Below are 23,714 nucleotides of genomic sequence, written 5' to 3' on the forward strand. Positions count from 1 at the left end.
CGGACGGTTCTTAGGGGCCGTCTGTTTCGTAGTCGTTTCTTTGGGTCTGCAGAGGATATTTCCCGGCTGTTCGCAGACGCAAACGACTGAGCAGATGCGACGACACAGGGATACCCATAAACAACACCAGCGCCGCCAAACCCAGCAAGATCGTCAATGACACTTTTTGAAAGTGTATCGCAGCCGCCAGACAAAACACCACACTTCCCAAGGTCGACGCCTTCGACACCGCCGCCATTCGGGTCAGGGTGTCTGGAAATTTCAGACTGCCCACCGAGGCCAGAAGAATCAGAATGCACCCCATTAAAAGCAGGGAGGTCACAATAAGGCTCATCAGGACTCCTTTCGCCTTTCAAGATAAAATGCCATGATGGCATTGGATACAAATGACAAAGGCGCCAACACCAGCACCAACGTCACCACATCGGGATTGTTTTCATAGATGGCATAAAGAGCCGCCGCCGCCACCAGGATATTATTCAAAAGATCAAAGGTCATGATTCGGTCTGTCCAATCAGGGCCGCGCAAACAACGGATCATCGTACAAACAGAAGAAAGGGCCAAAAGACCCACGAAAAGAATAATCATGAGATGTCTCCAATTTCGCCGAAGATTATCCGCAATTTTTTTTCAAAGACCTCTTTTATGTAAGCAATCGACTGATCAGGATCGTCCGTGTGAAAAAAATGAACATACATCTGATTTTTATCGCGGCGAATATCCACAATCATCGATCCAGGAACCAAAAAAATAAACAACGACAGAATCCACAATCCCCACTGATTTTTAATTTCGACCTGCATGCGCACAATGGCCGGCTTCATTTTACTGTTCGGCCTGAAAACCCACGAAGCCACCTGAATAACGGCAATCACAAAGTGCCCCATAAATTGCAGAAGCACTTCGAAACTTAAAATCAATTTCTTCAAGGCGCCCCCCTGTCAGCTAAAAGTTCCTGGGCCGCTTTTTCCACCACCTTCTTCACATGAGGGTATCCCAGGCCCATCGCCAGGATGCCGACATTTAAAATCACCAATGGCAGCAACACCCAGCGAACACGGACCGCATCCTTTTCAGGCAAGTCCCGTGCAGCTCTTTTCCAAATAACTCCAATCCAGATTTTAAGCATCGACATTAAAGTCAGCAGACTGACCCCCAAACACGCAAAGACGCCCAGCCAACGTTGGTCTGCCAAAGCCGCTTGCAGGGTTAACACCTTCGCCCAAAAGCCAGAAAAAGGCGGCACCCCGATCAGCGACAACGCTGACAGAGCAAACAGTCCGGCCAGCCAGGGGCGTGCTTCCCACAAGCCTCCTGACTCCGACACCATACTCGTGCCACCCACTTTTTCCATGTAAGCCAACGACAAAAACAAATTTGTTTTCACCATCATGTGATGCAATAGATAAAACACACAGGCCGCAACCCCCGCCTGTCCTCCCAAAGAAAGACCCAGCAGGATGTAACCCATTTGCGAAGTCCCGTGAAATGACAGTATACCTTTCATGTTGTCTCGGGAAAGTGCGCCCAACACACCCAAGACCATCGAAACCAAAGCCAGGCCATAGAAAAACGGCAAAAGCTTTGCACTGTCACCCAGGGTAAAAGCCGGACTTAACACACGCAAAACAGAATAAAGTCCCACCTTGGTCAAAAAACCCGAAAACACGGCCGCCACCGGAGTCAGCGTCACCGGATAAGAAGCCGGCAACCAAAAGAAAAAAGGAAAGACCGCCGCCTTCACCAAAAACGCAATTGCCAAAAACGACAACCCCATGATCATAGCCAGACTCTGTCCCTGCACCTGCTGCTGGCGAACAATGTCGGCCAGATCCAGACTGCCCATGGCGGCATAGACAAATGAGATCCCCAACAAAAAGGCCACTGAAGACAGGATACTGATCACGGCATACTTAAAACTGCCCGTCACCGAAGTCCGCTGTCGGCTTAAAGCCACCAGAAAGAAGGAGGCCGCCAGTAAAACTTCAAACCAAACATACAAGTTGAACAGATCCCCCGTGGCAAAGGTCCCATAGACACCCATCATCAGAAAATGAAAAAGTGAATAAACGCCCAGCACTTCCCAACGGCGCCCCAACAGGGATTGCATGGCCCACTGCCCACAAAAGGCCACCAACGCACTGCCTGCCATCATCAGGGCTCCCAGCAATCCAACGTCGAAGGAAATTCCAAAAGGAGCCGGCCAGTTTCCAATTTGCAGACGCTGGGGCCCCTGCTCCCACACGCGCCAAAGAATGACCCCTGTGGCTGTCAGATTGAAGGCCCCTCCCAACAACGACACGCCCAGCAGCGCCAAAGAACAACGACGAAGCATCAGTGTGATCAAGGCACATAAAAATGAGATCAACACCGGGGCTGCAATCATTCTGTTTCCTCCGGCAGAAAATCCGCGTCGCGCGATCGGGACACTTTCAAACCTCGACAGGCCAGCGCCAGCAACACGGCCGTCATCCCCAATCCAATCACGATCGCCGTCAGTATCAACGCCTGCGGCAAAGGGTCCGTGGCCTTCCCTTCACCTGCGGTGAGAATAAATAAATTCACTCCATGCCCCAACACACTGAGCCCCATCACCATCTGCAGCCAGTCGCGGGACAGCAGCAGCCAAAGTCCTCCAGCCATCAGTGAGGCGATACTTAACGACAAAAAATCAATCACACATCCCTCCTGAAGAACGAAAGAAACAAACTTGTTCCCAGCCCCAGAACCAACAGATAAACACCCACATCTAAGATCAACGGGGTCCCCAACCAGTCAAAGCGATCAGACCAATGTGATTTCATCAAAACCTCGCCCCGCAGAACCGGATAAACCGCAGCACTGAAAGCCAACAACAGGCCCAGGCCCATCCAGGTCATGGGTCTAAGTACCAGCCAACGTCGCATCCATTCCTCACCCATCACAAGGGCGGCGAAGGCAAACGAGACTGCCAACACCAGCCCCCCAATAAACCCTCCGCCAGGGGCATTGTGCCCGCGCAACAGCACAATCCATGATATCAAAGCAAAAAGCGGGGCAAACACCTTCATCGAGGTGGTCAGAATCACGGACTCTTGAAAGGTCACCGACAACTTTTGTCTGCGCAGGTACAAGAACTGAATACCAAGAGCAACAATCCCCAGCACCGTGATTTCTCCAAAAGTATCCAACGCGCGGAAATCCACCAGAATGACGTTGACGACATTGCGTCCTCGCCCCAGAGGCAGGGCGTTTTCATTAAAGAACTCGGCGACTCGAGATGGCATCTTGCCTTCACGCAAAAGAGCACACAAAAGAAGGGTTCCCAAAAAAGCGCAGGCTGTGATCACCGATCGAGCCAATTTGTAAAACCAGCTAAACCCCGAGGGGTTCGAGCGCAGAAACACAAGACTCAAGGTCAGCAACAGCACCGACAAGGCCTCAACCGCCATCTGAGTCATGGCCAGGTCAGTCGCCCCCGCACTAAGATAGAACAAACTGACACCAAACCCGAGCACTCCCAGGCCGATAATCTGCATCAGAGGCCGCACACTCAAAAGCATCGGCAAAAGCCCCATGAGCACAATCACAAAGGGAATCATCTGCAGATAGGAAAGCCCTTTGGGATGGAACGCAAAAATTTCTGTCGGAGGTGGCACCCACAGAGAAAGCCCCAGAAACCCAGGCACCAGCAACCAGAGCAGGTAATGACTTAATCTGCCGTTTTGCAGGCGATCTATCAGCTTTTTGGAAAGACTTCCGACAATCCCCACCCGTGGCGAAGGATTTAAAATCTTCTTCAACCACACAGCCACTTTGGTCATGGTCCCGGAATAACGAAGAGCCAGAAAAATTCCGGACATCAAAGACACCAAACTCAACACCACCGCCAGATTGATTCCGGTCCACATTTCAAGATTCAGATCGACGGGCTGTAACACGATGGAGGACACCACGGGGCTCAGAAAGTATTTATTAATATCATCCAAAAAGAAGCCTGAAATCCAGCCCGCCGAGGCCAATAACAGTGGTGGAAACCACATGCTGGCGGGGGCTTCCTTCAAACGGCGGCTGTCTGTGGGTCTGCGAAACAAAAGCAAAATCAGACGATAACCCACCACGATGGACAGGATGCTGGCGCCGATCAAAGCCACCACCAATAACGAACCTGATCCTTCCAACTGCAAAGCTGACTTAAACAAATACTCTTTCCCCAAAAAACCCATACTGAAGGGAAGCCCCATCATAGATCCCAAAGCCATCAACAAAGCCAGAGAGGTCAGCGGCATGCGCCGGATCAGTCCGGAAATATGCTCCATACTGCGACCACCCAGTTGTTTATCGATGTTCCCCACGCACAGAAACAAGCTGGCTTTGTAAAATGAGTGCGCCAACACATAAGAAAAAAAGGCCTTCCAGGAATACGACACATGCAAGCCGACCAGAATGCACATCCCCCCCAAGGAGCTCACCGTGGTCCAGGCAAAAAGCTGCTTAAGATCATTTTTAGTCAGGGAAACAATCATCCCCCAGATTAGGGTCACCGCACCGACCAGACTCAGAATAAAGACCCAATCCATGTTCTGATCAAAGAGAGGGCTAAAACGCGCCAGCAAAAACACACCCAACTTCACCATCGTGGCTGAATGCAAAAATGCACTGGCCGGTGTGGGGGCCACCATCGCCCCGGGAAGCCAGAAATGAAAGGGAAACTGCGCAGACTTGATCATCGCCGCCAGCAAGATCATCAACATCAACAGATTGTTGTCCCGCATAAGACTTCTTTTGGCGTAAAGAATTTCAAGGAGCGAATGACTGCCTGATATCTGAGCCATGATCAGTAAAGCCAATAAAAGACACAAGCCGCCAGCAATGTTGATGATCAAAGCCTGCTTGGCCCCTTTACGAACATCAAAGTCCGTATATTTAAAACCTATCAAAAGAAAGGAGCAAATTCCTGTGGCCTCCCAAAAGCCGTAAAACAAAAAGATATTGTCTGCCCAAAGCGCCCCCAGCATGGATCCAGTAAAGGCAAAGAACAACGGAAAGAATCTCTTCCTTTCATAAGACTTAAAATAGGTTCCAGCATAAATACTGACGCACAATCCGATCCCTGCCACAATGCAGGCGAAGAAATCACTCAGACCATCCCGAGGAAAGGGCCAGGATTGTTGAACAAAAGGTTTTAAACTTTCATTAAGGGCGCCAAGATAAGGAAGGGCGAACAGTGTTCGCCACAGGACTGGGGGCAACTTCAACAGCAAACGTGAAGTCAGAGCTAATAAAAAAAACAGTATCACCCAATACATCAACATATGTCACCACTTGAAGGTTGAGGCGAAACAAGCTTCAAGTGTCGTTCGTTAATGAACTGAGATCAACCAAGTTCTGCGCTATAATACAACAAGCAGAAACAAACGTTTCTGCTTTGTGCTTACAAAATTACGTCAAGAATATGATTGCTGCCATTGACCTTTAGTTTTAACGGCACACGAGTTTCCTGACTTTCTGCAAGAATGTGCAGTTTCGCTTCAGGGAAGCTCATCAAATTCTTAATAATCAAAAGTTTCTGCACACCAGCCACTTTGACCATGGCTTCATTTTCGATGGCTTCAACGTGTTCTATGACACCCGTGATATAGAACTGTGAGGCCGCCGCAGCGCCCGTGCTTGTGGAGGCTCCCGCCGTGGCAGAAACCGAACCTGCGAATACAAAAAGACTTAAAGCCAAAAGATATTTTCCCATAGTTACCGTCCCAATCCTTTCACTTGTGATAAAATCAACTGATTATGTCCATAAACATCTTCAACAAAACGAATAACACCATCGGAGTTCATTTGTGAAGTTACAGGTACTAAATATACCGGCATTGGTTCTTTCAGATCCACACGCGTTTCGCGATCCACGGTCTGGCCTTCCTTAACCACGAAGTTTTCAATCTGCGGGCGGGACCATTGCGTGCCGGCAAGAAGGTATTCCGCCAGATCCAATGGTTTTTCCAATCGGACACAACCAGAGCTGCGCAAACGCTGAGCCTCACCGAACAAGTCCCTTTGATTGGTGTCATGCAGATAGATCGCGTAAGGATTGGTCATCATGAATTTCACCACTCCCAGGGCATTGTTATAGCTCGGCTTCTGCCGGATATAGAAGTTCACGCTAGAGGACTTGATCGACTTCCAGTTGATCGTCGTCGGATCGATGGTTTTGGTGAAGTCCGAAGTGAAAACCTCAAAACGGTTGTCCGTGAAGTACTTACGAATTCCCTTGGCATCAAGCTTCTTCAGAATTTCGACTTTATCATTCAAAAAGACCGTTGGCGGGATCGTCCATGTCGGATTCATCACCAAATATGTGATACGATCACGCATTGTGGGTGTTTTTCTTTCCGCCGTCCCGTTAATGGCTTTGAAGCTCATGGAAACATTGTTCTTTTTGTCGATCATCATAAAATGTGAAAACGCCGTATTCACGAAAATATGCCGATCTTCCAACGTCTGCGGCAACCAGCGCAACTGTTCCATGTCCGCCTGAAGCTGACGAAGACGTTCCACAAGAGAAACGCCAAAGAATCTCCACGTGCGCCCGCCCGGAGAAATCACCCCATCCGGTTTCATTTTCAGATTCAATTGAATATCATTGATTGCAATAAGCATATCCTGGTCAAAAACATCGTTCACGCTATCGATGCGATACCCCAGAAGACGCAGACGCTCTTTCAGCTTAATGATCACCGGATCTCGTTTCCCCAACGACAATGGCTTTTTAGCCGGAGTGATGGTTTCCCACTGCCCGGTTTGCAGCATGGGATAAAGTCTTTGCAGAGCATATCTTAAAGACTGATACACTGGCATCTGCGGCGCCAGCTTTTCCACCACGGTGCGGGCACTGCCCTGACTGCCAATCACAATCGAACGCAGTTGTTCCGCGCTGAGGAAATCTTTCTTTTTTAACTTAATATCAGGAGCCAAGCCCACAGGATTGACACTGCCACCGTGCACATCACGCAGGGCTTTGACATACATCCCAAGAATCTGGCGATAATCAAAATCAGATTCCAATGTTCCGCGAAGATAAGACTGTTCAAACTCGTCACCCCAATAAGCCGATGGGTTCAAGCCGTGCTCCCACAGACTTAACAGGGCTTCACGGATAGACGCCACACTGAGGCTGTCCACAGCCATCAGATAATTTGTCGAGCTCTGATCTTGAGTCGCCACCATACCGGCACGAGCTGGTATCTGTGCTTTCGCAGCAGATGACCCTGCCAAGATCAAGGCGGTGATCGCAAATAACAAACGAACAGGTTGCTTATCCATCACTTCTCCTCGTCGTCGAAGGCAAATACAAGATCCTTGCCAGGATTCACCCTTAACAGAATTGGGCTTGTGAGGCCCGCCGGGAAATAACTTCACTTAAATCCGTCACCCAGTGACATTTCTGGGGACGGTCAGCGCCCGCCTGTGATCAGAACTTCGACAGGATCCGGGCGCCAGAAGGGCTATAGCGCTCACCCACCCCCTCCGTTCCCGGCACAAAGATCGCACACTTATGAATTGCGGCTGTTAATGCCTTAGGACGCTATGAAAAGACTCTTAGTGCTTCTCTCACTTCTGCTGATAAACTGCCAGGAAAGCCCACAAAGTTTGAAGGGTCCGGCATTGGCTGTTTCTGAATCCCAGGGAATTATCGGTGGTTCGGTCGTTGCCCCTACAAACGAGCTTTCGCAAAGGGTTGTCAGCATCCGAACCTACTACAACACGCGAATTGAAATAATTAATGGTCAACCGGTGGAAATGAATGACGTCTTTCAGTGCACTGGTATTGCCTTAAACCGTCAACTGGTCCTGACAGCAGCCCATTGCCTTATGAAGCCGGATAAATATCTGCGCACGGTTGAATACAAAGACAGCAATGGCAAACACCTGGCCTATGCTGAAGACACCTTTGTGACTCACAAGCTGTACAAAGACGGCAATCAGGACTTTGACTTTGGAATAATAAAATTGAAGAAAAAACTACCTGACGACATCCTTATCACGCCCTTGCTAGACCGACCTACGGTCTCCCTTAAACACATCCTTGCTGCCGGGTATGGTCGCACCAATGGCGTCTGGGCGGATGCCTCCGGTGATGGCGGCAACACCCTTCGCACCACAGAGCTTTCCATTGCAGAGTACTCGTTGAATGGAACCCGTTTCCGCGTGAATCAGACTCAAGGCAAAGGAATTTGCCAGGGTGATTCCGGTGGCCCGGCCTTTGCCCGAATTGACGGCAGACTTTATGTGGTGGGAATTGCCTCGAAAACAACGCGCGCCTCGACTGAGCCTGCAACCGAACACACGGTTCGGTGCAACGACCAAGGCATCTATATCAACGTCTACAAACAGTTCGGCGAGATCGTCGCTCTGGCTCACAGCCTTACTGAGGAACAATAAAGGTCGGCGTCTTATATCCCGTACTACCCAAAGCCGCTGATCCATTCAAGTTGCTGCCCCAGCATTTCAGGACATTCGACGTTGTCACCGCGCAGGTGTAATATTCTCCCGCAGCGACATCCTTGTAGGTGGTGCCCGCATCAACCACCACAGGACTTGCTGAGTTCACTCCTGTCCCGTCCCCCAGTTGCCCCACAGAATTATCCCCCCAGCACTTCAGGACACCAGCGACCGTAATGGCGCAGGCGTGATTGTAACCAGCAGAAACTTTCTTGTAATCCACGCCGGGATCCCATTGCGCCTGCACACCATCAGATGTTCTATAGTAGGCCAATTTGTTGGCTTCCGTGATTCCGTAAATCGTTCCACCCGACCAACTGACGGCATAGGCATCCACGGATTTAAATTTTTCATTTAAAGTCACTGCTATTCCGGGGTTCCCCACCATAAAGCCATAGACAAGATCCCCGTCTGGAGTCAACGCGGCCGCACCACCCTTTTTGCAGCTGATGTCTTTATAGGTCGCCGTTGGACTTATCACATCCACCGCTGTGGCGTTGTTGTTTCCAGGATAAAGAATTTCAATTTTCCCACTGGCCGTCAGAGCACAGTTGCTGGAAACCTTGATGTAGGTCTTGGTCGAATCCAAAGGAATATTATTCAGATTTTCCTTAACCAAACCCACGATCTTTCCATCATCACGCAAAGCAAAATTTCCCGCCACTTGCGTGAAGCTGCCAACGGCGGACTTCAGCGGCGCATTCAAATATCTTCCCCATGCCTTGGAACCCCAGCAATAGACTTCTGAAGTGTCCGTCAGCGCACAAACACTGTCGATATTTGCTGCCACAGCCTGGAAGGATCTATGAGAGGCCACCACAGGACTGCGCAGAATGTCCCCTTGAGGATCCCCCAAGGCTCCTTCGGCATTTCCCCACTTCGATGAGAGGATATAGTAAGAATAGCGACATCGTAACAGCCCGGTCACACTTTCAATGGCGCACATGGTATAGCGGCCAAAATCAAAAGCGGAGTACTTGTAAGAGTCATAGGGGGAATACGTCGAAGATAAATACGTCCCCTGGCAATTCAAATTCCCCGCGGCATCAAACCCACAGCCGTTCCCGTCAATATCAAGCTTGAAGTGACTGCTATTATCAGCATAATTCATATAGAATGGAGAGGAATAGCTGCTATCCCCAAAACCACAGTAAACTTTTCCATCCAAGCGTCTTGCACAGGCCGACGACGCATAGACACTCTCGACGGAGTCATAAAGGTTGCCAGGATCCGCATCTTCAAAGGCCCACGAAGATCCTTGGCATTTCAAGACATTGGCGCTGGTGACACCGCACATGCGACCTTCATCACTTATTGAAACATCAAGGTAAGTTGTTCCCGGATCAACAATACCTCCATTGCAATAGAAAGATCCATCCGGAGTGCCATTCAGGGAGCTTGCAGTGATACCACAGTTCTGCACGATCTTTGAGAATCTATACCCTCCAGGCCCGGTTTCCATCGCCCCTTTATTCAAATAGGAACCATCCGAGCTCAGCCCAGTGACAGTGCCATCTTCTGCCAAGGCAACAAAGCCTCCAGGCCCGCCCGTGTTGGCACTGATGGCATGGATCTCTTTATACGAAGTCCCCGCATCCACAGTTGTCACCGGACGATAAAAACCCCAACACTTGATCGTTCCACCTTTGGTCACCCCACAGGCTGAGGTCCATCCCATCGCAATACTTTTAAATCCACTGTCAGCGGCCGGATCATGCAATAACTGCCGGGCAATTTGTTTGTCCACGTTAACATTCACCCCAGCACCATCCGCCTGGGAAATTCCAACCTGCAAGATCTTACTGCCGACGCTGTTGATGTGCTGATAAGAAATGCTGGCACTGAGCGATCCCGCAGGGATCGTCACAGAACCCGTCAATGGAAGATTATGATCCACACCCACCTGTGCCTTCGAAAACGCGGGCAGAGTGTCGTAGGTAACCTGCACCGGCGTCGTAGAGATTCTATCCAAAGTAAAATTCAATTGATGGGTGGTGGCACCTGACGTCTTATCAACATACTCCTGCGCAAAGGCCACTGAGACTTTAATCGGATTTACAATGGCATAGGACAGACTGTCGACCTGTGCACTAGTATTTCCGGCGGCATCCGTCACATACCCCGCCTTCAATCTTATGCCCACCTGACCTAGCAAAGCCGTACAACCGGTCACAGAAACCCAAGGATCGCCAGACAGAACACATCCTGTGAGATTTGTTCCGAACAACTCCATTTTGCTGGAATCCACCGTATCCATCCAACTTCTTTGCACTTCCCAAAGGAAGCTTGTTGAAGCGTCGCCTTCCCCTGAATTAGATCTTACGATCGCTAAAGTAGGCGCGGTGTTGTCCAAAACAAATCCGGACGAAGAAACAGCATCTGCCGCCGCGTTCCCTGCCGGGTTGGAGGCACTGGTCAAGGACACTTGCAGCCCAACACTGGGAGCATCCCCAGAACATCCAGTGAGCTTCACTTTTTTGATAACATCCGAATCTGAAGTGATGGCAACACTGCACCCCAAGGTTGAAAGTGGATCTCCGTTACCATCAATCAATGTTATTTTTGCTGCTGTCAAATCGACAGTTGTCCCCGCTGAGTACGTCACAGTAAAGACAAACTCTTTACTGGAATTTCCGATGGTGGGCGTGGGATCTGAAACCGCAATCGACGGAGGAGTGTTGGCCACGGCCGCAGAAGTCGAAGGACCAGCCGCCGAGAAGATGACGCCACTGCCATTAACAGCCGTACCCGGCGGAATCGCAATCATCACCGTCCCATCCCCAGTACAGCCCGTCACGACCACTTTCTTATGTTGTCCATCCATCGCATCTACACGCACTGTGCAGTCCTGAGTCGCCGTTCCTGACAACATCACATCCGACGCGGATAAGCTGATAGAAGCCGCATCGGGATAATGGATAACCCAGGCAAGTTCAGTCGTTGAGCTTCCCACCGCCGGGCTTGGAGCCGCGATCTGCGGAACCGGCATCTGACCTAGATTTTTAAAGCTCCAAAAGTATTCCTGCGTACCCCCGGCATCCACATACTCAATACGAATTGTGTTGGGACCGATGGGAAATTGGGCCGGATCAGACAAGTCCAAGGCTAGGGAAAAATGATTTCCACTGCAAACGGCGGTTGCCGACTGGTATCCGCCCGCGCCCAGATTTTTCACCTGCACCGTCGCGCCATTGTCCGCGCAGTACCCCATCAAAGTGAAGTTAGACAACTGGTCTAGATAGTGGCCAGCAAAAGGTGTGTTGTAGATTTGCAAATCCCCATCATTAGGTTTACGCCCCTCCAGGAAAGAATGAAAGGCCTTGGCGTTATCCGCCACAATCGCAGGTCCCACTGAATAGATCAGCGGTGTCATCGCCGCAGGAACCACGGGCACCGTGGTTTCACCCACTTTAATAGAATTCACATAGGCCGTAACAACTTTGGTGGCCTGATCCACCTCGCAGCCAAAATAGCTATCAACAGAAATAGGGAATGAACTCACGACACGGACCGGAGGCAATGTTCCCATGGCGTAACTCATAAAGTCCCCGACATAGAAACCGACGTCCCCATTCGATGCATAATCCACAACACATCCCACCAGATTATAATCCGGGACCCCGCCCACCGTTTCAATTCTTGCATAGGGAACAATGGCATGAAACTGCTTGCTGCCGGCTGGGGCCGTTATGCGAATGGATGTTTCAAGATAAACTTTTGCAAGCCCTTCAATATTTGGATTCGCAATAATCATCGACGAATTCGCTGCCCCACTTAACTGCTTGTCTGTCAGTTGAGTTGGCACGGAAAATACGTCTCGGGCCCACCAGCGATTTAAAAGATCGGTCGTCAGCAATTGATTGGCGCGATTAAAATCATCATGAAAAAATGGTGGATTCAGATCCACAGGAAAGACACAGTCCGCAGGACCACACGTTGTGTTGTTACCACCATCGTCGCCACCGGGATCTGGTTGTGTGGGATCTGCGATGACCTCAGTTAATAAATTCCAGCTCTCAGCTTTCAGGGAGCAAGCCGGAAAACAAAAGAGCGACAACAGGATGGTAATTAAATATCTGTTAAACACGTGCAGATCTCCCGACAATAATTCACTTATCGGGAGAAAAATCGCACAGATGAAGACGTTCGCCCCACCTCAAACGTGATATCCGATCGCATTTAAAAGAGGAACAGCACCAAAGAGCCTCAGTTGGTCCTGAACGAAGAAGCTTAGGCACTTAACAATAATGAACCCATAACGAGATCCCAGACCTCCGTAAGGATCTCGCCGCCACTAGACGATGATGTCCTTACGTTTGCTGTGGTGAAGTGTCCACGGTGATTTTTTGTCTCAGATTGGTTTCTTATAAAATGCCGTACATGGTTGGAAAGAGATGACTTTCTTAACTTGAGGCGTGAGTTGTTTTTTTGCCTCTCACAGTCTCACATTTTTCTTTCCTAAAGTTAAAAGTGAAAGGAAACGAGCTGTTGCCTGAAAGAGAGTTGGTCCAAGGTGGACTGACCGCACTGGAAAAACTGGAAAGAAATAATAGGGAGGTTTTATGAATAGATATGTTGGAATATACGGCGCTATCGGAGCATTGGTGATCGGCGTGTTGATGAGCTTGCAGAGTCAGGCCGGTGTTTTAGTGGAGCCTTTTGTTGGCTATGATCAGGAAAAAATTGAAGCCACCCCCACTGTTGGGTCGGACTTCACCGTGACCAACAAGGGTCTTAACTACGGAGCCCGACTGGGGTATCGCTTCAGTCAGGGATTGTGGCTGGCCGGTGAATACACATTGGGTCATGGTGATTCCGAAAGCAGTCAGGCGGGAGCCTCGTCTTCAACCTATACCAAGAGCATTGCGGGTGCCGTGATTGGATATGACGTGAATAGATTCCGCTTCTGGGGTGGATATGGGTTCTCGGCAAAGAGCACTGTGAAAGACGACAGCGGGGAAACAGATTTCACCGGAACTGTTTTGAAAGTGGGGGCTGGATACAAAGCTCTGAACAGACTTTCGCTTAATTTGGAATACGTCATTCCAAAGTTTAATGAGTTTGAAGCTGGCGGCATCAAGGGGGACATCTCTACGGTCTTCTCGAAGTTTGATTCTTCGGCGGTAAGTCTGTCTTTGAGTTTCCCGTTTGATCTTTCCGGCAAATAATATTCAATCACTGACGTCGCTGAGGCCGGGGCCTTGGCGACCCGCCAGAGCAAGAGCCTTGAAACGAAAAAACCCGCATAAAGCGGGTTTATTTGGAGGTGAGTAGCAGATTTGAACTGCTGTAGAGGCTTTTGCAGAGCCTTGCCTAACCCCTCGGCCAACTCACCGTCGAAGGAAGGTTAAAACTAATCTTTCCGTCCTTTTCTGTCAACGCCAAACACCTGGCCTTCCCTAGCATCCAAGACGTTTTAATGCTTCAAATGGCAGATGAGTGATCTTCAAAGCCTCTTCCACATGCAGTGGATGCAGTTTTTCCGCCCTCATCAGGTCCGCAAGACTTCTTGCGACTCGAAGCGTCGCAAGCTCCCGACGACGCGAGGAAAGCTCTTTCGGGAAAAGTTCTCGCATATAAAAACTGGGAAGGTCCTGGGTCAGTTCATCCCAGCTCCAACGAGCCGCCACTTTATGGAAGCGCGAATCTTTCTTGGCCATCCCTGCCCTGAACTGTCGAGCCTCCTCCAGTTCTTGAAGTAAACTTTGCCCCGTGATCGTACTGCCCTCCTCACGTTTGCGAGTAAAGAAAGTGACCTGGAAGCGATCCACCAGAGGTCCTGACAATCGTTCCATATAAGACTGACACTTCTTGATCGAACGCCCACAGATCACACGCGAGTTCGGCACCCAATCACCACAAGGACACAGGTTTGTCGTGGCAATCACCAGCGCTTCAGCGGGATGTTCCTCCACATAACGGCCACGGCGAATGCGAATCCGAAAGTCTTCCATCGGTTCACGTAATGCCTCTTGGGCCCTGGTGTGAAACTCCAGCAACTCATCAAGCACCATCATTCCCTTATGGGCTCGCGTGATATCGCCTTTAAAAGGAGGCACACCCCCACCAATCAAGCCGAGGGGTGTCGTTGAATGATGGGGATGTACCAAAGGGCGCCAGCTTAAAGGAGCCTCGCTGCCGCCCTTGTTATTCTGTCTGATTTCATGCATTTCTTTTTGCGTCGGTGCCTGCAAAAGCGAATGGAGGCTTTTGGCGATGGTGCTTTTCCCCGAACCCGCAGGCCCAGCCAGCAGCACAGAGTGTTCCCCCAGGGCCACAAGCTTCAGCAACTTCGCCTGACGTTCCGGGAACTCCAGATCAAGCCCAAAAGAAGGGCGCTCCACCTCATACTCTCGCGGCGATAGAGGTACAATTTCGGGCTGACTGACATCCTTCAGTTCCTGCAAACGCCATCTTGTGAACGGAGCCTTATTATCAAGCCCCGTCCCTGTCCAAATCTGCAAGGCTTCTTCCGGGTCAAAGTCCTCCATCAGATCTTCTGGCTCGAAGACCTCGCCCCCTAACGAAAGTTCTCCATACACAAATGCCTCGTTACTGTCTGGTTTGGGAATTTGCTCGGTCTCCCACAGAATTCCCAAGGCCACAGCCAATTCCAGTCCACGCGAAGTTTTTTTAAGATGCGAAGGGCGCAGGTTCACCAGAATCTGCTGTGCCTTAGGAAACTCAAAGCCTTGATTACGAATGGCACTTTTAATGCGATGGATGCTTTCTTTGATGGCCTGATCCGGAAGCCCTAAAAACTGGATTTGCGGCAAGCCTGCGACAAAGCTAAGTTCAACTTCAACCGGCACCAGACGATCATGATTGCGAATAAGAGATTTTATTTTCATAGCGACGGGCGAAAAAGCAAGAACAGCCCCGTCTTCAAAAGACAATAAAAAAGGCCTTCACTGGGAAGGCCTTCGGGTTCCGGACAATTATTTATCCGCCTCCACCATCTGCGACAGCGGATGATGTTCTTCGATGGTTTTGGTCATCGTGTGGGTGGTGACATTCGTATAAATCTGCGTTGTCTGGATGCTTGCATGTCCCAACAACATCTGAATCGAGCGCAAATCCGCGCCACTTTCCAGAAGAGCCGTGGCACAACCATGACGGAATCTATGCGGATTTACAGGCTCATCAAAGCCCGCGCGAGCCGACCAGGCCGCAAGCCATCTCCACACATCCACGCGTGAAGGTCTGTGCCCGCGATCGTTGATCAAAATGGAAGGACCATTTTCTTTCATCAGGGAAGGGCGATGCTCTTTCAAATACGTGGTCAGATTATCCGCTAGTTTTTCAGTCAGCGGCACAAGGCGTTCCTTGTTGCCTTTTCCCAGCACCTTGATCCAACGGTCTGTCTGGTTAAAGTCCACAACGTTCAAAGCAATCAATTCCGACACACGGCAACCCAGGCCGTACAGGAACAGCAGTGTCAGTTGATTGCGTGCGGTCTTCACCGGGTCATTGACTTCAGCGGCATCAAAAAGTTGCTGGAACTCTTGCGGCGTCAGAACTTTTGGCAAACCCACTTTGACTTTAGGTGGACGAAGTTCTCTCAACTCCGGACACTTCATCCCGCGGGTTTCACAAAACTTAAAGTAAGTGCGTAAAGACGAAATCACCCGCGCCTGAGAGCGAGTGGAGAGGTTGTGTTTTTTCATGAATTCGTAAAAACCAGGCACTGATTTATTGTTTTTACGGTACTCAATATAAAGCTCCAGATCGCGACGATAAGCCATCACCGTATTCTGGGAGCGTCCTCGTACATTTTGCAGTTCATCAAAGAAGTCGATCCAAAGAGGTAGTTCCATACCCCTATTAGACCCAGACTTTCATCCAAGCGCAAGAAATAAAAAACCCCGAGGCATAAACCCGGGGCTTGGTGATTCCTAACTGAATTAAGACAAACTTAGTTGAATTCGCCGTAGAAGTTATTGGAGCAAGTCACACCATTCACACTCACGATGCGCACCACACCCCACAAGCGAGATCCACCAGAGATCAGACCCATTGGACTTGGAGCTTCAATTCGCATCACAATCGAACCATTGGTCGTAATAAGATCCGGTACCAAAATGTTCTGACCATCTGAGTAACCGCCCACTTGTCCCTGAGAGCCCATGTATCCCACTGTGCGGGTTTGCAGAGAGTAAGTGCCCGCAGCAATTGTACAGTTGCTCGCCAAAGTCTGTGAATACGGCTGGTAATCATAGATCGCACGACTCACCACCATCTGCCCCTGGACTGCGATCGGACCGCTGTACCATTTGTAGGGGCTACCTGTGGAGGTGTTGCTGATCAAGCCCGACTGAGCGACCATCTGCATATTCTGCAACACGATGCTGGAATCAGCCGCTTGCGAAGTAAAGGTCGTCAAAACCACCGGTTGGTTGATCGAGCCGCAGGATTGCTGCAAGCAGTTCCAACCAACATTGGCGTTCGTACCGCCACCGCCGCCGCCCTTTCCGCAAGCCGCCAAGGCCAATACCATTCCCAGCGCTGCGAAAGCTCGTGTGAAACTCATTGCTGGAAAACTTAAAGTTTTTTTGTTAAGTCTTTCCATGTTCTCTCTCCTGTTTTTCCGGTTTAAAATCTCTCTTTATTAAAGTCTAAATCTAAATTCTCATTCCACTTCAGCTTCCGCGCCCGCAGGCGCTGCAGCTCTGTCGGCAGGGGCCGATTATTTAAACGCTGCGGATACCACCAAGCCTGAGAATGTTCCAAGCTTTCTGTAGCCGTCTGCTGGATATGGACTTGTTTTGTTCATCACAGCAGAAGCGCGGCAGTTGTAAGGACCTGAGCGGATGTACCAGCATTTTCTGTACGGAGACTGCTGCACATAAGACTGACCAAAGTTCTTGTAGTAAACAGAGCCAGACACTGTACTGGAACCCTGACCGTCACCCTGGTTTACAACTTTATCGATAACCACCACAATCGCGCCGTATTGATCCTGGAAGAAGCCGTTGAAAACTGTTTTGCCGTTGTAAGTGAACCATCTGTTGTATTCAGCTTCCAACATGTTGTTATCCTGCAAGCCACTCATTTTCGCATTTGTGCCCATACCAGAATCAAAAGTACCAGTATAAGTGTAGCCAGTATCCACATAAGAAAGCTTCACAGTGCCGCCATAACGGTTGTTACCCACGTTTTCCAAATCAATCGTCAACTTATAGTTGCTTGGATTGTTCAGGGGACGAATACCTACATAAGAGTTCATTTCCGCGAAAGACACTGGTACGAAATCAACCACGTTACCGCCGGAAGTTGAACCGGAAGAAGTACCGCCTCCATCTGGAGCTGCTGGAGCTTCGCCACCAACACCGCCATCATAAACAGGCTGATTTGTATTGTTAGATCCAGTCTGGAACTGATTGCTCTTTCCGCAACCTACGCCCATCAAAGAGAACGCCGCCAGCAGGAAGATCAGTTTAGAGTTGAATGTTTTCATATCAGCCTCACTTAAAAGGTCCGGTTGTTTGATGGACCTCTCACAGTGACTCTATTGCGATGCTTGTGCCAACATGCCAAGCCTAACAAAAGCAATGTAAGTATATGTTATCACATGGAATATCCACCCATCCCGGACTGATACGAAATAAACAAAGCGTCTAATGTCTGCGGCAGGTGCGCAAAAGGGGCACCACTGTCACATCTTGATATGCCTAAAACTTCGACGAAAAACCAAATATTTAAGATTTTTCCTCATCTTACCGAAATGGGATGTATCAAACTTAAAAAAGGATTTTACGATGACAGTGACAGCGACAAATGCATTGATTCTGGGCGCGGTCTTCATGTTCGCCGCCCGCGTATTTTTGGCTTTCTAATTTTGAGGCCTTGAATTTTTTCTTGAAAGAGACTCTCTTGCAGAGTTCTTTTTCCTTTTATACCGCGAGCAACTCCTGCCCCACCTTCTTCGGCTGACTTCTAATTTCCAAAAAAAACAGACCCAACTTAAATTCCGCCCGCAATACCTTACTGCAACTTTGCCAGTGGATAGTAGTGCTTCAGGATTTGTTTGTAAGTGTATCCCTTTTGCCCCAGTGACCGGCTCCCCCACTGACACAGACCCACCCCGTGACCGAAGCCGCGGCCCTGAAACAAAAACTCTTCGCCTTGCTTTTTCATTTCAAACAAAGCACTGCGCAGATCCTGAAATCCCAGGGACTGTCGGAAGTCATTGGCTGACAAAACTTTTTCAGGGCTGCCATTGAAGGCCACACGCACGGATTGCACGCGCTGATCCTGCGGGTTTCTGACGAACTCGATGCTATCAAAATCAGTCACGCGCAGACGCTTTTTCAGATCTTCCTTGCTTAAGGTCAGCTTCCACTGGCCACGGGGATTGGTCGGGCACGAACTGTCCACGACGATGCCGGTGTTCACGCCATAGTTCCAGACATTCTTGGAGGTCGTCGTTTTACCTCCGCAATCAGAATGATAGAAGGCCTTCAAAACACGGCTTTTTGGATCCCACAACTTGATCCCTTTTGTTTCCTCAACGGCCTGCATGGCTTTTTGAATTAAAGGACTTGTGCGGTCTTCAGCGACCACATGACGGAAGACCTGATCCAAAACACTGCTTTCCAGATGATAAGCCTTGTCTTTGCGTTCATTGATGACCGCCAAAGCATAGGATCTTGCCGCGATGGCTTGAGCCTTCAGGGTTTCCAGTGGCCAGGCTAAGGGCATTTCGCTGGCAAGAACTCCCACGACATATTCATCCAGCGGCATGACGCCCACAACATCCACCATGCCAGCGTTCATGCTCAGCAAGACCCGCGACGGAAGTGCTTGCGAGCCAATGCGGATATTGTCCCCCTGGATCAGAAGGTACTTGTCTGTGAAAAGATGTTCGCTGGCTTTGCTGTTGGTGCGCAACGCCCAGATTTTTTTCCCATCCTTATGCAACACACGCACTTCAGCCAACGCGTCCTGCGGTATCGCCACCGGGCGGAAATTCTGAGTCAGATTCTGAAAGCGAAGCCCCAAACCGGAGATCTGAACTTTGGAAGAAAGAGATTTTAATCGCACTCGCACCAAAGGAGCACCCGTGTCCGAGACAACAGAAGAATGCACGTCAGAAACAAAGCCGACGAAGACCATGATGAAAGTCAAAGATGCCCATACTAGCTTCACTGCCAAACTCCGTCCGTAGAGTTTTTGAAAATAAAAAGGGACAAAGCATCCGGCCTTGTCCCTTTTATTTAACCAACAATGGTCCAGCGATTAAAGTCTAGTTTTCCTTTTTCGCCATTTCCACGAAGGGCTTAATGATGTCTAGCGGCAAAGGGAATAGGATCGTATTCGTCTTATCACCCGCAATTTCGGTCAAAGTCTGCAAATAAGCCAACTGCAATGCTGAAGGAGACCCTGCCAAAGTGTTGGAAGCCTCTTGAAGCTTCTGCGCACGCTGCACTTCCCCGTCCGCAGAAATGACTTTGGCACGGCGTTCACGCTCGGCTTCCGCCTCACGCGCCATGGCTCTTTGCATTTCTTTGGGAAGGTCGATCTGCTTGACTTCCACCATGGTGACTTTAATACCCCAGGATTCTGTCGCTTTATCCAAGATCACCTGCAAAGCCGCATTGATCTTGTCACGATGTTCAAGCACGTCGTCCAGATAGTACTGACCCATCACAGAACGCAAAGTTGTCTGTGCCAACTGGCTGGTTGCAAAGTAGTAGTCCTCAATCTTCGTGATTGCCTCCATCGGGGAAACCACTTTGAAGTACACCACCGCATTCACCTGCATGGATACGTTGTCTTTTGTGATCACGTCCTGAGGCTGCACATCCATCGTGATGGTGCGAGTGTCGATCTTGATCATTCGTTCGATGAACGGGATCAACAGGATCAAACCAGGTCCGCGCACACCCACGGCTTTACCCAGACGCAAAACCACACCACGCTCCCAGTCATTCAGGATCTTGATCATCGAGCTGCCGACGATACCACCGATCACAATCAGGCCAATTATAAATTCCATTATTTTCTCCTTATTTAATTTTTTTCACATTCAACGTCAGACCCTGGCGTCCCGTCACATGAACGCGGTCTTTTTCCTGCAACGGGTCTTCTGAAACAAAGTTCCAGATCTCACCAATGATCTCCACCTGACCACGGTGACCGTTGCCTTCCACCGTCATGACGATCCCCTCGGAACTCTGCATTTGAGCATCGGAATCCCTGGTTTTCATACGGATGGTTTTTAAGGCCAAATAACCAATGCCCAGGAACAAAATCCCCAGAACACCCACAACAGAAATAATCAAAGAAAGCGGCAGGCTGTAACCCGTCGTCTGAGCATCAAACAAGAACACACTCCCCACAAAAACGGCGATCAATCCACCAATACCCAGGGCTCCGAAGCTTGGAATGAACATTTCCGCAACCAGAAACGCTATTCCCAACAGAATCAAAGCAAGCCCACCCCAGGTCACATCCAGCTTATGGAACGCCACCATCGACAACACCAGACCGATACCACCGATCACTCCCGGAGCAATCAATCCCGGATTGGTAATCTCGACATAAAGCAGGGCCAGACTTCCCATAAACAGCAGATAAGCAAATTCGGGATCGGCCACAAAACTCAGAACTCTGTAGCGAATATCGGGAACAAACTCCTGCAGATCATGAACGGCGACCACGGAAGTCTCTTTCTTTTCCCCGACAATAACTTTGCGCCCCTGGGCTTTTTCCAAGAAGTCCAGCTCGGAGGCCGCCAGAATATCCAGCGCCCCTTCCTGATGCGCCACTTCGCTGCTGAGGGATTTGGCTTCCGTGATGATTTCTTTTGAAAACTTCAAACTGCGCCCACGAAGCTTGGTCACACCTTCCATCCAACTGACGGTGTCGTTGACAAGTTTTTTTCGCAGGTCTTCCGGAGTTTCCCCACCCGACCCCAGAATCGGAGTGGCAGCCCCAATGTTCGTGGCGGTCAAACCGCCGTTCACATGGCAGGCCTGCAGAATAATAGCACCTGCACTGCCCGCATGACCGCCACGAGGCGCGATCAGACACAGGTAAGGAATCGGAGACGCCAAGATACGCTCGACGATCAGACGCGTGCTTTGCAGGCTGCCGCCCGGTGTGTTTATGCGCAGGTACAGCGAGCTGCATTTGTTTTCAACAGCGCGGCGTTCGGCCCGCTCAAGATAGTCCGATGTCGATGCTGAAATGGGTTCATTGATTGTGATCGCGGTGGTGCAGTCAGCCTTTGCCGCCGCCCCTGCAAAAAACGTCATGAACAGCAACATCAGGAACTTCATACACCCAACTCCTTCATCACTTTTTGCAGATCATTCCAGACCACTTTTTTAGCACCCGGATCCTCTAACAAATAAGCCGGACTGTAGGTTTCAAGCCACTTGCCAGGTCCTTTGAAAATCAATTCGCCGATGTCCTTAGGGAAAGAACTGTAGACGACCACCACTTTGCTTTCGCACACCTTGGCCAACTCGGACGGCAACTGCGAACGATCCTCCACCGTGCAGTCCAGCTCCAGAACCTGCAAATTGCGCAGCTTCATCGCCGCTTTCATTTTCGCAGCCAGATCCTGCACCTCTGGCAAGAACAGACTTTCTTTCTTCTGAGTCAGAATATTTAAAAACACCAGTTCGTAATGGCGCAGCTCGGAAGGATTGAAGGGACCTGTCGAGGTGAAAAATCGAGTCTTGACCGCTTCCGCTTCAGAAGCCTGATCTTGTGAGAGCATAACATTTTGAAGACCCAGGACGTCTTGAAGATACTGGATGTAGTCTTTCATGGCGCCGATTCTATCTGGACCTAGGTTTAGAGACCATAAAAACCGGCCTTAATGCGCTGCTCAAACTCTATGTCATGGCGCATTTTTGTCTCAAGTTGAAACGGATTTTACCGATAAGAAAGGTATCGTTAGCACTGACAGCCTTTAAGGAGGTTCCCATGGAAGTTTTCAGATTCAACATCTTACCTACTGAAGAGTTCCTTAAACGTGAATCTTTCCGTCAAGCCATCAATAACTGCGAGCAATGTGGAACGGCTTTGGAGTTCAGCTACAAACAGATGACTGAACATGCCGTTCTTTCCGAAGAGGCCTCCTGCCCTTGCTGTGAGCAAAAACAGGAAGCTCGCCACCACCGCATCCACTAAACGGACACGGCCCTAGTTCTTCCAATCAAAGTAGGCCATCTCGTAAACAAACTGAAGCATACGCTCGTAGAGATAAAGAGATTCAGACATCCGCGCAGAACCACCCAATGCCGTCATAAAGGAAAGGCCATGGGCATAGGCGCCCATAGCGTCCACCGCCGCCGCCATGGCTTTCGGATGCATCCCCTGCAATTCACGAACTCGCTTTTCACATTGCCGTTGAATACAGTTCAAATGATCCGCCACGGAACTGGTCCCTGCACACTTGGCTTCGGAGTAGTTGGAAAAACCACGCGTCACCGGGAAGTAATCCTCTGTTTCCTGCGCCATGATTCTCATCAACAGGGTCGACATCATATCCAACTGATATTTTTCACAATGACTCAACTGACGCCCACCCCGTTGACAAATGAAGGACGCATACTTCATCCACGATTGGGAAAAGGTCGCCATGGACTGAATCACTTCCTCAGCCACCTGCGGGTCTTCACCAAAATGTGCGCGCATAAAAATAGGAATTTGTCGACTGACTCTCAAGAAATGCTCTCGGCTGTTCTGCAAAGAATCCCCTCGGGGGGCTGGCGCCTCCACAGTAGGAGCTTCTTTGGGCGGTGCTGTCGGAGGTGTTGGTGGCGCCTTCGGACGCTCCGGCGGAACTGGCGGTTTTCCGTCATTTTCCAACGCTGTCTTGACCTGGCGACACTGCACCTGAACAGCACAGTCAGCAGAAGAAATCTGATAACCACCGGCCTCGGCATAACCTTCATACTGAATCTGCTGACCAGTGGTGATACGGGCGAAATAAAAATCGTTACTAAATAAACCACCTTCAAGATTCAAGAATACTTCCACCTTGCTGTCTTTAAAACCTTCTGCAGCCAGATCAAAGCGATACCATCCAAAACCTGTCGCCTCACCCTCGCCGCACTCCCCGCTCCAGGACGCTTGCGCCGGGGCCTTCCACGGCAACTCAGGATGCTGGACCGTACACCCTTCCAAGGTGCGAACTTCGGAGCTTGCATAAGCGGCTCCCGCAACAAATACCAACAACAACGTGACAAAACTTTTCATCAGAACCTCAGATGTTTTTT

At 49.9% G+C, this 23,714-nt stretch carries 21 protein-coding genes and 1 tRNA gene; 3 read left to right on the forward strand and 19 right to left on the reverse strand.

All coding sequences use genetic code 11. The features are described 5' to 3' along the window. Positions 1-10 precede the first annotated feature (10 nt). The 8 genes from ACZ50P_RS10140 to ACZ50P_RS10175 form a co-directional block, all read right to left on the reverse strand. Entirely contained in the window at positions 11-334 is a 324-nt protein-coding gene (locus tag ACZ50P_RS10140; protein WP_464130923.1) for a cation:proton antiporter, read from the reverse strand. Further along, the gene (locus ACZ50P_RS10145; RefSeq protein ID WP_464130924.1) at positions 334-588 is read right to left on the reverse strand and encodes an MrpF/PhaF family protein; all 255 of its coding nucleotides are present in this window, start codon (positions 586-588) and stop codon (positions 334-336) included. Before ACZ50P_RS10145 ends, ACZ50P_RS10140 begins: the two co-directional genes overlap by 1 nt. Next, a complete protein-coding gene (locus ACZ50P_RS10150; protein ID WP_464130926.1) occupies positions 585-929 on the reverse strand; it encodes a Na+/H+ antiporter subunit E in 345 nt (114 codons plus the stop codon). Before ACZ50P_RS10150 ends, ACZ50P_RS10145 begins: the two co-directional genes overlap by 4 nt. Next, on the reverse strand, positions 926-2,386 hold the full coding sequence (locus ACZ50P_RS10155; RefSeq protein WP_464130927.1) for a complex I subunit 5 family protein: 1,461 nt from the start codon (positions 2,384-2,386) through the stop codon (positions 926-928). Before ACZ50P_RS10155 ends, ACZ50P_RS10150 begins: the two co-directional genes overlap by 4 nt. After that, positions 2,383-2,679, reverse strand: a complete 297-nt coding sequence (locus tag ACZ50P_RS10160) for a sodium:proton antiporter (protein ID WP_464117081.1) — start codon at positions 2,677-2,679, stop codon at positions 2,383-2,385. Before ACZ50P_RS10160 ends, ACZ50P_RS10155 begins: the two co-directional genes overlap by 4 nt. Beyond that, a complete protein-coding gene (gene mbhE / locus ACZ50P_RS10165; protein WP_464135204.1) occupies positions 2,676-5,288 on the reverse strand; it encodes a hydrogen gas-evolving membrane-bound hydrogenase subunit E in 2,613 nt (870 codons plus the stop codon). The genes ACZ50P_RS10160 and mbhE overlap by 4 nt, the downstream gene beginning before the upstream one ends. Positions 5,289-5,413: 125 nt before the next feature. Then, positions 5,414-5,725 carry a hypothetical protein gene (locus ACZ50P_RS10170; protein WP_464117083.1) on the reverse strand — a complete coding sequence of 104 codons (312 nt, stop codon included), beginning with the start codon at positions 5,723-5,725 and terminating at the stop codon, positions 5,414-5,416. A 2-nt stretch (positions 5,726-5,727) separates the two neighbouring features. After that, positions 5,728-7,299, reverse strand: a complete 1,572-nt coding sequence (locus ACZ50P_RS10175; protein WP_464130929.1) for a L,D-transpeptidase family protein — start codon at positions 7,297-7,299, stop codon at positions 5,728-5,730. A gap of 264 nt (positions 7,300-7,563) precedes the next feature. On the opposite strand from ACZ50P_RS10175, the gene ACZ50P_RS10180 reads away from it, so the two are divergent. After that, entirely contained in the window at positions 7,564-8,418 is an 855-nt protein-coding gene (locus tag ACZ50P_RS10180; protein WP_464130931.1) for a S1 family peptidase, read from the forward strand. On the opposite strand, the gene ACZ50P_RS10185 is transcribed toward ACZ50P_RS10180, so the two are convergent. Continuing rightward, positions 8,402-12,565, reverse strand: a complete 4,164-nt coding sequence (locus ACZ50P_RS10185) for a hypothetical protein (RefSeq protein WP_464130932.1) — start codon at positions 12,563-12,565, stop codon at positions 8,402-8,404. The genes ACZ50P_RS10180 and ACZ50P_RS10185 overlap by 17 nt on opposite strands. A 475-nt stretch (positions 12,566-13,040) precedes the next feature. Here ACZ50P_RS10185 and ACZ50P_RS10190 point away from each other — a divergent pair, with 475 nt between their 5' ends. Next, positions 13,041-13,646: an outer membrane beta-barrel protein gene (locus tag ACZ50P_RS10190; RefSeq protein WP_464130933.1), complete on the forward strand. Its 606-nt coding sequence runs from the start codon at positions 13,041-13,043 to the stop codon at positions 13,644-13,646. Between the two features lie 93 nt (positions 13,647-13,739). On the opposite strand, the gene ACZ50P_RS10195 is transcribed toward ACZ50P_RS10190, so the two are convergent. The 9 genes from ACZ50P_RS10195 to ACZ50P_RS10235 form a co-directional block, all read right to left on the reverse strand. Continuing rightward, a tRNA-Cys gene (locus tag ACZ50P_RS10195) sits at positions 13,740-13,813 on the reverse strand. 64 nt (positions 13,814-13,877) lie between these two features. Further along, entirely contained in the window at positions 13,878-15,329 is a 1,452-nt protein-coding gene (locus ACZ50P_RS10200) for an ATP-binding protein (RefSeq protein WP_464130934.1), read from the reverse strand. A gap of 87 nt (positions 15,330-15,416) precedes the next feature. Continuing rightward, positions 15,417-16,295 (reverse strand): site-specific tyrosine recombinase, encoded by an 879-nt coding sequence (locus tag ACZ50P_RS10205; protein WP_464130936.1) that lies wholly within the window; start codon positions 16,293-16,295, stop codon positions 15,417-15,419. A 98-nt stretch (positions 16,296-16,393) separates the two neighbouring features. After that, positions 16,394-17,047: a hypothetical protein gene (locus ACZ50P_RS10210; protein WP_464117092.1), complete on the reverse strand. Its 654-nt coding sequence runs from the start codon at positions 17,045-17,047 to the stop codon at positions 16,394-16,396. 117 nt (positions 17,048-17,164) lie between these two features. Beyond that, entirely contained in the window at positions 17,165-17,935 is a 771-nt protein-coding gene (locus tag ACZ50P_RS10215) for a hypothetical protein (RefSeq protein ID WP_464117093.1), read from the reverse strand. A gap of 527 nt (positions 17,936-18,462) precedes the next feature. Beyond that, positions 18,463-19,626, reverse strand: coding sequence for a SpoIID/LytB domain-containing protein (locus ACZ50P_RS10220; RefSeq protein ID WP_464130937.1), 1,164 nt, complete (start codon positions 19,624-19,626; stop codon positions 18,463-18,465). A 97-nt stretch (positions 19,627-19,723) separates the two neighbouring features. Further along, positions 19,724-20,476, reverse strand: a complete 753-nt coding sequence (locus ACZ50P_RS10225) for a slipin family protein (RefSeq protein WP_464117097.1) — start codon at positions 20,474-20,476, stop codon at positions 19,724-19,726. Positions 20,477-20,486: 10 nt separating this feature from the next. Next, the gene (locus ACZ50P_RS10230) at positions 20,487-21,761 is read right to left on the reverse strand and encodes an NfeD family protein (protein ID WP_464130938.1); all 1,275 of its coding nucleotides are present in this window, start codon (positions 21,759-21,761) and stop codon (positions 20,487-20,489) included. Continuing rightward, complete coding sequence (locus ACZ50P_RS10235; protein WP_464117099.1) at positions 21,758-22,258, reverse strand: hypothetical protein; 501 nt, start codon at positions 22,256-22,258, stop codon at positions 21,758-21,760. The genes ACZ50P_RS10230 and ACZ50P_RS10235 overlap by 4 nt, the downstream gene beginning before the upstream one ends. Before the next feature lie 158 nt (positions 22,259-22,416). Between ACZ50P_RS10235 and ACZ50P_RS10240 the strand changes: the two genes are divergently transcribed. Continuing rightward, positions 22,417-22,623 (forward strand): hypothetical protein, encoded by a 207-nt coding sequence (locus ACZ50P_RS10240; RefSeq protein ID WP_464117107.1) that lies wholly within the window; start codon positions 22,417-22,419, stop codon positions 22,621-22,623. 12 nt (positions 22,624-22,635) lie between these two features. On the opposite strand, the gene ACZ50P_RS10245 is transcribed toward ACZ50P_RS10240, so the two are convergent. Next, entirely contained in the window at positions 22,636-23,694 is a 1,059-nt protein-coding gene (locus ACZ50P_RS10245) for a hypothetical protein (RefSeq protein ID WP_464130940.1), read from the reverse strand. Positions 23,695-23,714 lie beyond the last annotated feature (20 nt).

The organism is Bdellovibrio sp. CKG001 (genome assembly GCF_055397465.1).

Excerpts from the sequence above, each read along its gene's own strand:
- ACZ50P_RS10215 (WP_464117093.1), bottom strand. The coding sequence starts at position 17,935 with ATGAAAACATTCAACTCTAAACTGATCTTCCTGCTGGCGGCGTTCTCT.
- ACZ50P_RS10140 (WP_464130923.1), bottom strand. The coding sequence starts at position 334 with ATGAGCCTTATTGTGACCTCCCTGCTTTTAATGGGGTGCATTCTGATT.
- ACZ50P_RS10155 (WP_464130927.1), bottom strand. The coding sequence starts at position 2,386 with ATGATTGCAGCCCCGGTGTTGATCTCATTTTTATGTGCCTTGATCACA.
- mbhE (WP_464135204.1), bottom strand. The coding sequence starts at position 5,288 with ATGTATTGGGTGATACTGTTTTTTTTATTAGCTCTGACTTCACGTTTG.
- ACZ50P_RS10175 (WP_464130929.1), bottom strand. The coding sequence starts at position 7,299 with ATGGATAAGCAACCTGTTCGTTTGTTATTTGCGATCACCGCCTTGATC.
- ACZ50P_RS10205 (WP_464130936.1), bottom strand. The coding sequence starts at position 16,295 with ATGGAACTACCTCTTTGGATCGACTTCTTTGATGAACTGCAAAATGTA.
- ACZ50P_RS10245 (WP_464130940.1), bottom strand. The coding sequence starts at position 23,694 with ATGAAAAGTTTTGTCACGTTGTTGTTGGTATTTGTTGCGGGAGCCGCT.
- ACZ50P_RS10225 (WP_464117097.1), bottom strand. The coding sequence starts at position 20,476 with ATGGAATTTATAATTGGCCTGATTGTGATCGGTGGTATCGTCGGCAGC.
- ACZ50P_RS10180 (WP_464130931.1), top strand. The coding sequence starts at position 7,564 with ATGAAAAGACTCTTAGTGCTTCTCTCACTTCTGCTGATAAACTGCCAG.
- ACZ50P_RS10235 (WP_464117099.1), bottom strand. The coding sequence starts at position 22,258 with ATGAAAGACTACATCCAGTATCTTCAAGACGTCCTGGGTCTTCAAAAT.
- ACZ50P_RS10240 (WP_464117107.1), top strand. The coding sequence starts at position 22,417 with ATGGAAGTTTTCAGATTCAACATCTTACCTACTGAAGAGTTCCTTAAA.
- ACZ50P_RS10190 (WP_464130933.1), top strand. The coding sequence starts at position 13,041 with ATGAATAGATATGTTGGAATATACGGCGCTATCGGAGCATTGGTGATC.
- ACZ50P_RS10200 (WP_464130934.1), bottom strand. The coding sequence starts at position 15,329 with ATGAAAATAAAATCTCTTATTCGCAATCATGATCGTCTGGTGCCGGTT.
- ACZ50P_RS10145 (WP_464130924.1), bottom strand. The coding sequence starts at position 588 with ATGATTATTCTTTTCGTGGGTCTTTTGGCCCTTTCTTCTGTTTGTACG.
- ACZ50P_RS10170 (WP_464117083.1), bottom strand. The coding sequence starts at position 5,725 with ATGGGAAAATATCTTTTGGCTTTAAGTCTTTTTGTATTCGCAGGTTCG.
- ACZ50P_RS10210 (WP_464117092.1), bottom strand. The coding sequence starts at position 17,047 with ATGGAAAGACTTAACAAAAAAACTTTAAGTTTTCCAGCAATGAGTTTC.
- ACZ50P_RS10230 (WP_464130938.1), bottom strand. The coding sequence starts at position 21,761 with ATGAAGTTCCTGATGTTGCTGTTCATGACGTTTTTTGCAGGGGCGGCG.